General features: G+C 50.1%; 11 protein-coding genes. 2 read left to right on the forward strand and 9 right to left on the reverse strand.

The window, feature by feature from the left end; translation table 11 throughout:
- Nucleotides 1-12: 12 nt before the first annotated feature.
- Nucleotides 13-405, forward strand: coding sequence for a PilZ domain-containing protein (locus tag H027_RS0104730; protein ID WP_024871375.1), 393 nt, complete (start codon nucleotides 13-15; stop codon nucleotides 403-405).
- Here the strand turns inward: H027_RS0104730 and radA are convergent.
- Nucleotides 402-1,769 carry a DNA repair protein RadA gene (radA, locus tag H027_RS0104735; RefSeq protein WP_024871376.1) on the reverse strand — a complete coding sequence of 456 codons (1,368 nt, stop codon included), beginning with the start codon at nucleotides 1,767-1,769 and terminating at the stop codon, nucleotides 402-404. The genes H027_RS0104730 and radA overlap by 4 nt on opposite strands.
- 83 nt (nucleotides 1,770-1,852) lie before the next feature.
- Between radA and H027_RS0104740 the strand changes: the two genes are divergently transcribed.
- Complete coding sequence (locus tag H027_RS0104740; RefSeq protein ID WP_024871377.1) at nucleotides 1,853-4,204, forward strand: PilZ domain-containing protein; 2,352 nt, start codon at nucleotides 1,853-1,855, stop codon at nucleotides 4,202-4,204.
- 41 nt (nucleotides 4,205-4,245) lie between these two features.
- Here the strand turns inward: H027_RS0104740 and serB are convergent, their stop codons facing one another.
- From serB to prfC, 8 genes are all read right to left on the reverse strand, one after another.
- Nucleotides 4,246-5,244: a phosphoserine phosphatase SerB gene (gene serB, locus H027_RS0104745; protein ID WP_024871378.1), complete on the reverse strand. Its 999-nt coding sequence runs from the start codon at nucleotides 5,242-5,244 to the stop codon at nucleotides 4,246-4,248.
- An 83-nt stretch (nucleotides 5,245-5,327) separates the two neighbouring features.
- Nucleotides 5,328-6,041: a purine-nucleoside phosphorylase gene (deoD, locus tag H027_RS0104755; RefSeq protein ID WP_024871379.1), complete on the reverse strand. Its 714-nt coding sequence runs from the start codon at nucleotides 6,039-6,041 to the stop codon at nucleotides 5,328-5,330.
- 14 nt (nucleotides 6,042-6,055) lie between these two features.
- On the reverse strand, nucleotides 6,056-7,282 hold the full coding sequence (locus tag H027_RS0104760) for a phosphopentomutase (protein ID WP_024871380.1): 1,227 nt from the start codon (nucleotides 7,280-7,282) through the stop codon (nucleotides 6,056-6,058).
- A gap of 7 nt (nucleotides 7,283-7,289) precedes the next feature.
- Nucleotides 7,290-8,621: a thymidine phosphorylase gene (deoA, locus tag H027_RS0104765; RefSeq protein WP_024871381.1), complete on the reverse strand. Its 1,332-nt coding sequence runs from the start codon at nucleotides 8,619-8,621 to the stop codon at nucleotides 7,290-7,292.
- A gap of 24 nt (nucleotides 8,622-8,645) precedes the next feature.
- A complete protein-coding gene (gene deoC, locus H027_RS0104770) occupies nucleotides 8,646-9,416 on the reverse strand; it encodes a deoxyribose-phosphate aldolase (protein WP_024871382.1) in 771 nt (256 codons plus the stop codon).
- A 251-nt stretch (nucleotides 9,417-9,667) separates the two neighbouring features.
- Nucleotides 9,668-10,432 (reverse strand): TatD family hydrolase, encoded by a 765-nt coding sequence (locus tag H027_RS0104775; protein WP_024871383.1) that lies wholly within the window; start codon nucleotides 10,430-10,432, stop codon nucleotides 9,668-9,670.
- A 28-nt stretch (nucleotides 10,433-10,460) separates the two neighbouring features.
- Nucleotides 10,461-11,255, reverse strand: a complete 795-nt coding sequence (locus H027_RS0104780) for a hypothetical protein (RefSeq protein ID WP_024871384.1) — start codon at nucleotides 11,253-11,255, stop codon at nucleotides 10,461-10,463.
- A gap of 152 nt (nucleotides 11,256-11,407) precedes the next feature.
- The gene (gene prfC, locus H027_RS0104785; RefSeq protein WP_024871385.1) at nucleotides 11,408-13,000 is read right to left on the reverse strand and encodes a peptide chain release factor 3; all 1,593 of its coding nucleotides are present in this window, start codon (nucleotides 12,998-13,000) and stop codon (nucleotides 11,408-11,410) included.
- Nucleotides 13,001-13,035 lie beyond the last annotated feature (35 nt).

Below are 13,035 nucleotides of genomic sequence, written 5' to 3' on the forward strand. Positions count from 1 at the left end.
GAACGACAGATCATGATTGAACGACGACGCTTTTTTCGAGCGGTATATCGCACACCAGCTCAACTGCAGCAAGGAGATCAGCACTGGTCAACTACGTTGTTAGATCTGTCATTACAAGGCGCTTTACTCAAGCGCCCGGAAAACTGGGACGAAAAACTATCCGGTCGCTTTACACTTACATTTACATTGGCGGACTCGAATATTCAGATCACGATGGAAGTTGAGCCGACCCATTTAGATATGCAGCGACTCGGTGTGTATTGTCATAATATTGATATTGATAGTGCCTCGCATCTACGTCGACTCATCGAATTAAACGCCGGAGACACTGAACTCTTGCTGCGCGAGCTGGCTCATTTGATCGAAGATCATGTAGAGCACGAACAACAACCACCCCAGGTTTAACAAAGCAACTCGATAGCTTCTTGCAAGCTGATCACGGGGGTTATCTTTATGCCGGCAATTTCATGTTTCGGCATATTGGCTTTCGGGATAATGGCTTGGCGAAAGCCGTGTTTCGCCGCTTCTTGCAATCGTTCCTGACCTGAAGGAACAGGTCGGATCTCACCGGATAAACCCACCTCACCAAAAATAATCAGATCTTTAGGGATCGGTTTATCGCGAAAGCTGGAGACCATCGCGGCAATTAGCGCCAGATCAGCACTGGTTTCTTCCACTTTGACACCACCCACCACATTGATAAACACATCCTGATCCGCCATCTGTATCCCGCCATGTCGATGCATAACAGCCAGCAGCATGGCCAGTCGGTTATGTTCGGCTCCCACGGCCAATCGTCGGGGATTTGCCAATTGCGAGTAGTCCACCAAGGCCTGGAGCTCCACCAGCAAAGGACGAGTTCCTTCCCAAGTCACCATTACTACTGAACCAGCACTTTCTGCCTCTCCCCGGTTCAGGAAAATAGCAGAAGGATTGCTGACTTCCTTCATCCCCTGCGAAGTCATTGCAAATACACCTAATTCATTAATGGCGCCAAAGCGATTTTTTTGGCAACGCAGGGTGCGATACCGTGAATCTGCATCACCTTCCAACAGGACGGAACAATCAACGCAGTGCTCCAGCACTTTCGGGCCGGCTAAAGTACCGTCTTTGGTAACATGACCCACCATAAAGATGGCAACCTGATGTTGTTTGGCGAAACGCGTGAGTTGTGCGGCACTTTCTCTGACCTGAGAAACAGAGCCTGGTGCAGAACTGACATCGGCAACATGCATCACCTGTATCGAGTCGATCACCATAACAGCCGGTTTCTCCTGCAGTGCCAAATGACAGATTTGTTCGACACTGGTTTCAGCCAGCATCCGTAATTTATCGTTGGGCAACCCCAGCCGATGTGCCCGCATGGCCACTTGCTGTAAGGATTCCTCCCCGGTCACGTAAAGCACTGGCATGCGTTCTGCTAATGAACACATGGTTTGCAGCAACAGTGTACTTTTCCCGGCGCCTGGGTGCCCACCGATCAACATGGCTGAACCCGGCACAATGCCGCCGCCCAGCACACGATCCAATTCTTTGTAGCCGGAACTGATCCGAGGTAATTCAGCCAAAGACACATCGGCAAGCGTTTGGACCTTACTGCTTAATGCACCTGCATACCCTGTTCTTAACCCTTTCTGCGTGATAGCCGACGTTCCGACACGGATCTCTGTGATCGTATTCCACGCTTTACACTCTGCACACTGACCTTGCCAGCGTGAGAATTCTGCTCCACACTCATTGCAGACATAAGCGACTTTACTTTTTGCCATCACAGTTCCTCATTAAGAAATTGGCTATCATGCCGATAACAGATAGTGATGATAACAATAATCAGCTCAGGAGTGAGCAGTTCATGGAATCGCCGCTGGCATCGGATCTGTTGGAACAATTACAACCGCTTTTTAAAGAACCCGATTTCGATATCTTATTTAATCGCCTGACCGAAGGTGAAAGTAAAAGCGCCCGTTTCTTGCTCAAAATGGAGCTGAATCGCCTCTGGTCGCCCTGTATTCGCATTTTGGATATGCGCAGTAAAGGTTATCCCTGTGAAGTCGTACAACATCAAGGAATGATGCATTATCTGGGCGAGCACGATAAAAAGATTTTTCAGGAAGCCCTACTTCGTTATCAGCAACATTATACGACAGGGGTCTATGAAACCGTTGTTGCCAATGCCAAACCACAATATAACCAGAGCAATGAATTAAATCGCACCAACACCAACAATCGTCTGCAGATCCGCACCTTAGAATTCGGTAGTTATCACCAAGGGCGTGAAGAGCGCATCCATTATTCATCGCCGGTCACATTACTGCTGGAAGATGGTCAAGTCATTAAAACCAAAACATCAAATCTGTCAGTCAATGGCCTGCGCCTGTTTTTACTCGAACCCTGCACGTATCAGTTGGGCGATGCTTGTCAGTTAATATTTTCCGGTTTGCAAAAAGAGGATCCGCAAGATGTGATCTTCTCACCCGCACACTATCAGATCCGGGGGGACGAGCAGGAAGAAGGTCAAACGTGGTTACGTTTAAGCTGTGAAGATCAACGACCTGAATTTAAAGAATACTTACGAAAATTTATCCAGAATAATAAAACCCGTCATCGGGTCAGTATTGATTTTGCATTTACGACAACGGAAATCAAAGGTTTTGAACAGTTCTATCTACCTCGGCTGACGGGGTTACCTTTATTTTTTTCCCATGAAAAAAATATTAAATTGGAATATGCACTCAAAACAGAAAATAACCAGCATGAACTGGAATACTGGCGTAACGAACGAAATACCGATCTTCTGGCCGGCTTATTTAATCCGGAACGGATGCAAGCACTGCTGCAACAACCGACGGAACAGAAAAGCACAATTATCTACTGTTTTACACATACCCTGCGTAGCCATATTTATTTTTTCTCGGCAACAGAACAAGAACTGGAAGCTTCCGGCCTCAAAGCACTCTTTTTCTCTGTCGGCAGTAAACGCTCCAGCTGGCGGGTTTACCTATTTACGCTGGAAGTAATCGACCCGCATCTTAAACTGGAAAAGCTGATCGACAGCAATATCAGCATGGAACAATACCGTTTGGGATTGGTTCATCAGTTACAACAACTGAAATATGTGGCCCAGCTTACGGCCGTGAATCTGGATTCTCATCTGGAGGAATATCAGCAGTGGTCCCCTACAGAAAGTGATGCCAATTTGCTCAGAGATTTCGGACATCCCATTGATGCACCGACCTTTCAGATTGAACTGCTGCATTATGCACAATTACGACGCGAACCGCGTTATATGCATAAAACCCCCGTTGTGGTAAAGCTCAACGGGCATGCGTTGATTGGCTGGACCCGTGATATTTCCGTCTTCGGATTACAGGTTGAATTAGAAGCGTCATTGCCATGTCAGAATGGAGATGTCGTTCTGCTCAGTTTGCCTAAAATGCAGGATCTTATCAAAAACATGAAGTTGGCCGATCTGAGATACCGGATCGTGAACAGCAACAATACGCGTACCATTTTACATCTCACCGTGGATGGCGCCCCGGATACGCATGTGGGTCGTGAGTTTTTTGAAATGCTGATTGAGCAAAATCAGAAAAAATTGACCATGACTAAAGAGCAACGCCACTATCGCGGCATGGCTGATAGCTTACGTAACCTGTTTGTTAATCATCAATTTAATTATGCTCTGTATGTGGATCGTCATTACGCCAGCAAGCTGGGTATTCTAGGTATCAGCCAACACGAACATTCTCTCGACAAACTGTTGCTCAGTGCCGATCGCAAAGAGGCGGATTTACAGCCTTTATTTAAAGGGCCGTTATTAAAACAGGCGTTGATGATCCCGCTCCATCAGGCTCGACGTGAAGATCGGCCTCAGGTGACCGAGCTGTTCGTTCAATACCGAGCGTTACCGCAAGGCAAAGTGCAAAATGACATTCGGTTGGGCAATGAGTTTGGCTCGATAGCAGAGAAAAAAGAGTTTATCAGCCGGGCTTTAGCGCTGGGCGAGTTTTATTCCGTTCAGATACGTATATCCCGAACTGGCCGCCCAGACATGGAGTATTTAGCCAAAGAACTACACTACATTGCCAAATATGCCATCCATAAAGCCAAACAACTGGAAGAGGCATTATGGAGTGTGGTGGGCGTGTGTGATGTGATTGATACAACCGAGGCCACATTACAACGGTTGGACATAAAACGCTGAATATCTGACCGGCAGCTCACCGGTCAGACGAATCGGCTTGCTTACGCACGGGCGATGATATCGCCCGCTTGCAGCAGACAGATGATCGCTTCCAGATTCATATGTCGAATGGCCACCTGTGCCTGTTCGCGGACAACCGGTTTAGCATGGATGGCAACACCGAGCGCAGCGGCTTTCAACATCGGCAGATCGTTGGCGCCGTCGCCAATCGCCACGGTCTGTTTCTCTGAAATCTGATAACGGGCTTTCAGCTCTGCCAGCGTTTCTGCTTTCACTTTGGCATCAACAATGCGGCCATTGACTTTGCCGGTCAAATGGTCGCCTTCAATATCCAGCACGTTTGACTCGATATGATCCAGCCCCAGCTTACGCTGCAATACCCCCGCAAAATGGGTAAAACCACCAGAAGCAATCGCCACTTTCCAACCTGCGGCTTTGGCCGTGCTGACCAGATCGGTTAAACCCGGCATCAGCGGAATATTCGCGGCCACCTGATCCAGAATCGTCACCGGGGCATCTTTTAACAGGGCAACCCGGTTACGCAGACTTTCAGCAAACTCCAGCTTGCCGTGCATGGCGGCGGCTGTCACCGCAGCCACTTGTTCACCGACACCGGCCAGACGTGCAATTTCGTCGATGCATTCGATTTGGATCGCGGTGGAATCCATATCCATCAGAATCAATCCACCAGCCTGCAAACGCGGTAATTCGGCAATATGGGCGCCATCGATCGTCCAATCCTGTACTTTGAGCCATTGCATCAAATCGGAAGAGTGTGCCGAGGTACCGAGCGTCACCGTCCAGACATCGCCGACGGCAAACGGCATAAAACAGCAGACAGCCATGCCCATTTCACGAATTTGTTTCACGGTGACTGCGACATGCTCCGGCGCCAGAGTGGCCCCCATCAGCACCACATAACCGTCACATTCGGGTTTATCGACCGCCTCAGTTCCACGATCTGTAAATTGAAGTACCCTAGATTGGGGGAAGTGAACAAGCCAGTCAGCAATCTGCTCTGGCAACGCGGAAATCGGCATGGTGATAAACTCCCTGTCAGAAAAAGCGGTCGACAGCGTAGCCGATCGCTTTTCCTTCAGGCAAGCGTTATCTGCAGGAGAGATTATTTAAGCAGCAACACAGAATCGAGCGCAATCTTCATCATATCGTTGAAGGTATTTTGCCGCTCTTCTGCTGTGGTTTGTTCACCGCTCTTGATGTGATCGGAAACCGTACAGATGGCCAGTGCTTTCGCACCATATTCTGCAGCGACGCCATAGATGCCTGCGGCTTCCATTTCGACGCCCAGAATGCCGTATTTATCCATAACATCAAACATCTGCGGATCCGGCGTATAAAACAGATCAGCAGAGAACAGGTTGCCGACCTTCACCGCAATCCCTAAATTTTCCGCTGCCGTGACGGCGTTTCGCAGCAAACCGAAATCGGCAATCGCTGCGAAATCGTGATCTTTAAAACGCATACGGTTTACTTTGGAATCGGTACTCGCCCCCATGCCAATAATGACATCACGCACTTTGACATCGGCACGTACCGCACCACAAGAGCCAATTCGGATGATGTTTTTCACGCCGTATTCGGTGATCAGTTCCTTGGTATAAATAGAACAGGATGGGATACCCATACCATGCCCCATGACAGAGATACGCTGCCCTTTATAAAAGCCGGTATAACCGAACATGTTTCGCACGTCAGTCACCAGTTCAGCGTTTTCCAGATAGGTTTCAGCAATATATTTTGCACGTAGCGGATCACCCGGCATCAATACAGTTTCAGCAAAAGCGCCCTCTTTGGCATTAATATGTGGAGTTGGCATTGTTATTCCTTCTGTTAATGATGTTCAGGCAGGCAGTTGCTGCCATATTCAAGTGCAGGTAAGCCATGGTACACGGCGATGGTCTGTCCGATATCCGCAAAGGTATCTCGCTTGCCAAGGGCCTGTGGAGGCACCGTCGCGCCATAAAAAATGACCGGAACGTGCTCCCGGGTATGGTCAGAACCGGTCCAAATCGGGTCGCAGCCATGATCGGCTGTCAGCACCACCCGATCACCCGGTTGCAGCAGAGCAAACAGTTCCGGCAGACGCGAATCAAAATATTCCAGTGCCGCAGCATACCCTGCTACATCCCGACGATGACCATAGGATGAATCAAAATCAACAAAGTTGGTAAAAATGATGGACTGACCCGGCGCGGTTTTAACCTGCTCTAGCGTTTTATGCCACAACTCTTCCAGCCCTGTTGCCTTGTGTTGTTGCGTGATGCCACAACCAGCATAGATATCGGAAATCTTACCGATCGAGATCACTTCCCCGCCCGCCGTTTTCATGCGATCCAATAAGGTTGGCATCGGCGGTTCGACCGCATAATCATGCCGGTTGCCGGTACGTTTGAATTCACCCGCTTTGCCACCGATAAACGGACGCGCAATCACCCGACCGATGTTATACGGTTCCAAAAGCTGACGGGCCAGTTTGCATAATTCATACAGTTTTTCTAACCCGTATGTTTCTTCATGACAGGCAATCTGGAACACCGAATCTGCCGACGTATAGAAAATCGGTTTTCCTGTTTGCATATGTTCTTCACCGAGACGATCTAGAATCTCAGTACCCGAGGCGTGACAGTTCCCCAGATAACCGGGCAGATGTCCCTGTTCCACCAGCGCATCCAGTAATTCCGGCGGGAAGCTGTTTTCTTTCGCCGTGAAATAGCCCCAGTTAAACAACACCGGCGCCCCGGCCATTTCCCAATGACCTGACGGGGTGTCTTTTCCGGAAGATAACTCCTGTGCGTAGCCATAGGCGGCAACCGGGATCACGGATTCATCTAATCCTGCCGGAAAAGTTCCGCAGGACGCCGCACACGCATGAGCCAAACCAAGTCGGGTCAGATTCGGCAGTTTCAGGACACCTTGCCGACCAGTATCCGCTTCGCCATTGGCACAAGCCTGAGCAATATGGCCGAGGGTATTGGCACCTTCATCCCCAAATCGTGCAGCGTCACTGCTGGCACCAATTCCGAGTGAATCCAGCATTAAAATAATGGTACGTTTCATGTCAACCTCAAACATCCGCCAGACTAATCCGGCGATACACTGACGGCGGTAATGTCACGGCAGCATCACTAACTTGCATAGCCTGACGAACTATCGCTGCGGTTTGTTCATATTGCGCTTCGGTACGGGCATGTACCCAGGCCAGCGGACGTTCGTGATCCGCCAATTCACCCAATGACATGACATCGGTCAGGCCTACCGCATAATCGATCGGATCAGCAGCGCGCAGGCGTCCGCCGCCCAAGGCTACAACCGCCATGCCTAACGCACGAGTATCAATTTGCTGAATCCGTCCGGTAGATTGAGCATAAACCGGACGGATAATTTCGGCTTTTTCAAGATGCTGATCGTAGTTTTCGACAAAATCCGTCGGTCCGCCCAACGCCGCCACCATCCGGGCAAATGTCTCTGCCGCTTTGCCGTTATCCAGCACCTGTTGCAACTTGGCGCGCGCTTCCTGTTCCGTTGTGGCCAGCCCGCCTGACAACAACATTTCGGCGCACAACGCCATGGTCACCTCGTGTAAGCGTGGATGACGATAAGCCCCCGTGAGATAACGAACCGCTTCTCTTACTTCCACCGCATTCCCGGCACTGGTAGCTAATACCTGATTCATATCGGTCAGCAGAGCTGTTGTCCGACAACCGGCACCATTGGCTACCGCGACGATACTCTTCGCCAATTCTTCCGATTGCGTATAGGTTGGCATAAAGGCACCGGAACCGACCTTAACATCCATGACTAGTGCTTCCAGCCCGGCGGCCAGCTTCTTCGACAGAATGGAGGCCGTAATCAGTGGAATTGATTCTACAGTAGCAGTCACATCCCGGGTCGCATAAAAGCGTTTATCGGCCGGCGCCAGATCCGAGGTCTGCCCGATAATGGCCACGCCGACTTCCTTCACCACTTTCTTGAAGATCGCATTTAGCGGGCTGGTCTGATAACCGGGGATCGCATCAAATTTATCCAGCGTACCGCCAGTATGACCCAAACCACGTCCCGAAATCATCGGCACATAACCACCACAGGCAGCCACCATCGGGCCGAGCATCAGCGAGACGACATCACCGACACCACCAGTCGAATGTTTATCCAGCACCGGCCCCGGCAGCGCTAATTCTGACCAGTCCAGCACCGAGCCGGAATCACGCATGGCGCAGGTCAGTGCAATTCGTTCCGGCATGGTCATGCCGTTAAAAAACACCGCCATGGCCAGTGCAGCGATCTGCCCCTCCGTCACGGTGTTATGCGTGATACCCTGAACAAATGCCTGGATTTCACCGTCGCTGAGTGCGTAACCATCCCGTTTTTTACGAATAATTTCTTGTGGCAGGAACATGGAGCCCCCTTACTGGCTAACGAATTAATATCCTGATGATGCCGCTTGTACTTGCTGACCCAGTGTTGCCAACAGGCTGTTAAGCAAACTGGACGCGCCGAAACGAAATGTCGCGGCTGAAATCCACTCTTCACCCAGAATGGATGCAGCCAATGTCAGATATTCCGCTGCCTGCTCGGCATTTTTAACTCCACCGGCTGCTTTAAATCCTACTGATGTTTTCTTATCTTTAATGACCTGTAACATCACTGTGGCCGCATCAAGCGTCGCGTTCACCGGCACTTTACCGGTTGATGTTTTAATAAAATCAGCACCTGCTGCAATTGCGATTTCAGAGGCAGCACGGATCAGTTCGGGGGTTTTCAGCTCACCACTTTCAATGATGACCTTCAACAACACCTGTTCACCACAAGCCGCCTTGCAAGCGTGTACCAGTTCAAAACCGATATCACGGTTACCGGCAATCAAGGCACGGTAAGGAAAAACGACATCCACCTCATCAGCACCATAAGCGACCGCGGCTTTTGTCTCTGCGACGGCAATGGCAATATCATCATTGCCATGTGGGAAATTCGTCACCGTGGCGATCTTGATATCTTCGGCACCGATTTCACGTAATGTCTTTCTTGCGATCGGAACAAAGCGCGGATAAACACAAACAGCCGCAGTTTGGCCTACCGCTGTTTTTGCCTGCCGACACAACGCGATCACCACGTCGTCGGTATCGTTATCGTTCAGGGTGGTCAAATCCATCAATTGCAATGCACGTTGAGCTGCTTTTTGTAAGTCAGGCATCCGTCTCTCCATATCAAATACGCCGGATATTTCCGGTTAAAGAATTAAGATCGTGTCTTTAAATGATAGCGGCTTTGCCGCCAGGCATCGTGCCTGAAGGTGATGGGAATTATCCCAGCCCTGAGCTTCCATTCCTGGAGTCTGATGCTAATTTGCCCGACTCTTAGATAACGCAAAAGGGCGCAATAACGATGTATTGTGCGAGAGCTAAAGAATATCGTGAAAAAAAGTGCAAGTCTCTGTTATGGCGATCAAAACCGGAACATTTTTTCGGCATTTAATTCAATCTGCTGATTTAATTCTTCTGGCGACACATTTCGTAAATCAGCCAAGACTTGCAATATCTCCGGCAGGTAGGCCGGTTCATTGCGTGCACCTTGTCGGCCGGATAACGGCATCGTAGGCCCGTCGGTTTCAAGCAGAAAGCTTTCCACCGGCAGTTTAGTCAGCGCTTTACGTGTTTTCTCGGCACGCTCGTAGGTGATCACACCGCCAATACCCAGCATGAAACCCAATGCAATAAATTGTTCCGCCTGTTGCCTGGAACCGGAAAAGGCATGCCAGACACCACCACGCGGTAAATCAAATCGTTTCACGGTTTGCAGTAGCTCGTTATAAGCCTTCCGGCAGTGCAGAATCACCGGAAGCTGATATTGACTCGCCAAGGCGAGCTGCTTTTCCAGGTAGGTGATCTGCAACGTCATCGGCACATCAACTGCACCATCCAGTCCACATTCACCAATCGCCACCAGCCCGGCGGGACGCTGCTGTATATGCGCTTCCAGCTCCGCAAGAACAGACTCCGTCTCCTGAGCGAGAAACCAAGGATGCAGCCCCAACGCATAATAGAGTTGCGGATACTGCTGATGTAACAGCGGCAACCCCGACCAATACGAGGAACCAATGGCAGGTACCAGCCAGCGCGTAACGCCCACCGCACGACTGCGGGCCAATACCTGCGGTAAATCAGCCGCATATTCGCTGAGATCAAGATGAATGTGCGTATCGGTCAGCATGTCTCACTCGTTACGAAGGCACTCTTGCTCAGAAACGCATGGAGGCCTTGATCCCAAATTCAAACGTCGTGTTCTGAGGCTCAAATCCGGAATAGATCGTATTGCCAGACACCGCGGTAGAAACTTCCGAATCATTGATATTCCAGTAATCAATATAAGGGCCTATCGCTAATCCATGTGCCCGATACATACTGGAAAACTTGATGCCATAACCACTGTTTTGCCGGTTATCGGCATCCGGATAACTCGGAGAGACATCAGACAATCTCGATTTTTGCTGACCCCGGATCAGGTAATCGAACTCCACCATCGACTCCAGAATGGAGCGACTATCCAGAGAAAAACGGTGTGTCACCCCAACCGGAACATAATAATAACGGCTTTCCCGCTGATAGCCCCAATAGCCGGTGCTGGTCATACCTCGGCTGTCGTTATACAAGTAACGGAAACCAAACCCGGCGTAAGGTGCAAGCACACTGTTACCGAGCCAACGGTCGTTACCGATCAAAGGTCGGAGTTCATAATAGTAATCGGGATTATTTTTCGCCGTCCCCGAACCGGTGTAATCCACCGTACCGTAGGCAATACGGCCATTTAATTTTAAAAACCACTCGTTTTGAAATGACAAAGCCGTTGTATAGTCTGCGCCGATCTTAATGCCATCATTTTTCACATCGACATTGGGCTCTTCATACTTGTAGCTGGAAACACTGAGCCCCAGTTCCTGCCCTGAGTTTGTACTAAGCGACTGATCAGCCGCAAACGCGGAAGGCAGACTCAAAATGGCAAATAAAGTAACAGCTGGTGCGATCATTTTCTTCATGATGCGTCCCTTACCAAAATAGGGTGATGCAGGATAAGTTATTCAAATGGAATTGGTACTGATAGCAATAAGAATAGCAGAATGGAAAAAAGCCCCCTGGCGTTCAGGAGGCTTTTTTTCAATAAACAGACTGGTGTCTTGAACTGAAAGGATCAATGTTCCCGCGTCTTGTGGAACTTCACATCCGGGTAACGTTCCATCGTCAGATTCAGGTTCACCATGGTGGGTGCGATATAGGCCAGATTATCACCGCCATCCAGCGCCAGATTCAGTGCGCATTTACGCTGGAATTCATCGAATTTCTTCGCATCATCACAGGTTACCCAACGCGCCGTGGAAACGTTGATGGTCTCGTAAATCGCTTCGACGTTGTATTCTGATTTCAGACGGGAAACCACCACGTCGAACTGCAGCACACCGACCGCGCCCACGATCAGATCGTTGTTTTCGATCGGACGGAATACCTGTACCGCCCCTTCTTCCGACAACTGCACCAGCCCTTTCAGCAGTTGTTTCTGCTTGAGCGGATCTTTCAGACGGATACGGCGGAACAGTTCCGGCGCAAAGTTCGGGATACCGCTGAAATGCAGATCTTCGCCCTGCGTGAAGGTATCACCGATCTGGATGGTACCGTGGTTGTGCAGACCGATAATATCGCCCGGATAAGCCTCTTCAGCCTGCTCACGATCCCCAGCCATGAAGGTCACCGCATCGGAGATGTTCACATCCTTACCGATCCGCACGTGACGCATCTTCATGCCTTTTTCGTACTTACCAGAAACCACGCGCATGAACGCAATACGGTCACGGTGTTTTGGATCCATGTTCGCCTGAATTTTGAACACGAAACCGGCAAATTTCTCTTCGCTGGCTTCCACCAGACGGGTATCGGTTTTACGCGCCATTGGTGCCGGCGCCCATTCCGTCAGGCCATCCAACATATGATCGACGCCGAAGTTACCCAGTGCGGTACCAAAAAAGACCGGTGTCATTTCCCCTTTCAGGAATTCATCCAGATCAAATTCATGCGATGCCCCCTGCACCAGCTCCAGTTCGTCACGCAACTGGCCGGCCAGATCGTCACCGACTGCGGCATCCAGTTCCGGGCTGTTCAAACCCTTAATGATGCGCACTTCCTGAATGGTGTGACCCTGACCAGACTGATACAGATAGGTTTCATCTTTCGCCAGATGATAAACCCCTTTGAACAGCTTGCCACAGCCAATTGGCCAGGTGATCGGGGCACATTTGATCTTCAGCTCACGCTCAACCTCATCCAGCAGATCCATGGGGTCGCGGATGTCACGGTCAAGTTTGTTCATGAACGTCAGGATCGGCGTATCGCGCAGACGCGTGACTTCCATCAGCTTACGGGTACGATCTTCAACCCCTTTCGCTGCATCGATGACCATCAGACAGCAGTCCACTGCCGTCAATGTACGGTAGGTATCTTCCGAGAAGTCTTCGTGACCCGGTGTATCCAGCAGATTCACCAGCGCATCTTTATAAGGGAACTGCATCACCGAGGTCGTGATCGAGATACCACGCTGCTTTTCCATCTCCATCCAGTCAGATTTGGCATGCTGGCCTGAGCCACCACGGCCTTTGACCGTACCGGCCGTCTGGATCGCACGTCCGAACAACAAGACTTTTTCGGTGATCGTGGTTTTACCCGCATCCGGGTGAGAAATAATAGCGAAAGTACGGCGTTTACCCACTTCCTGCAGGAATGGAGAGTTAGACATCAATTCAAATCTTCTATGGATATACAGACGACACT

The sequence above is a fragment of the Tolumonas lignilytica genome, from assembly GCF_000527035.1.
GTDB classification, from domain to species: Bacteria; Pseudomonadota; Gammaproteobacteria; order Enterobacterales; family Aeromonadaceae; genus Tolumonas; species Tolumonas lignilytica.

Coding starts and splice junctions, on each gene's coding strand:
- H027_RS0104730 (WP_024871375.1), top strand. CDS start 13: ATGATTGAACGACGACGCTTTTTTCGAGCGGTATATCGCACACCAGCT.
- radA (WP_024871376.1), bottom strand. CDS start 1,769: ATGGCAAAAAGTAAAGTCGCTTATGTCTGCAATGAGTGTGGAGCAGAA.
- H027_RS0104740 (WP_024871377.1), top strand. CDS start 1,853: ATGGAATCGCCGCTGGCATCGGATCTGTTGGAACAATTACAACCGCTT.
- serB (WP_024871378.1), bottom strand. CDS start 5,244: ATGCCGATTTCCGCGTTGCCAGAGCAGATTGCTGACTGGCTTGTTCAC.
- deoD (WP_024871379.1), bottom strand. CDS start 6,041: ATGCCAACTCCACATATTAATGCCAAAGAGGGCGCTTTTGCTGAAACT.
- H027_RS0104760 (WP_024871380.1), bottom strand. CDS start 7,282: ATGAAACGTACCATTATTTTAATGCTGGATTCACTCGGAATTGGTGCC.
- deoA (WP_024871381.1), bottom strand. CDS start 8,621: ATGTTCCTGCCACAAGAAATTATTCGTAAAAAACGGGATGGTTACGCA.
- deoC (WP_024871382.1), bottom strand. CDS start 9,416: ATGCCTGACTTACAAAAAGCAGCTCAACGTGCATTGCAATTGATGGAT.
- H027_RS0104775 (WP_024871383.1), bottom strand. CDS start 10,432: ATGCTGACCGATACGCACATTCATCTTGATCTCAGCGAATATGCGGCT.
- H027_RS0104780 (WP_024871384.1), bottom strand. CDS start 11,255: ATGAAGAAAATGATCGCACCAGCTGTTACTTTATTTGCCATTTTGAGT.
- prfC (WP_024871385.1), bottom strand. CDS start 13,000: ATGTCTAACTCTCCATTCCTGCAGGAAGTGGGTAAACGCCGTACTTTC.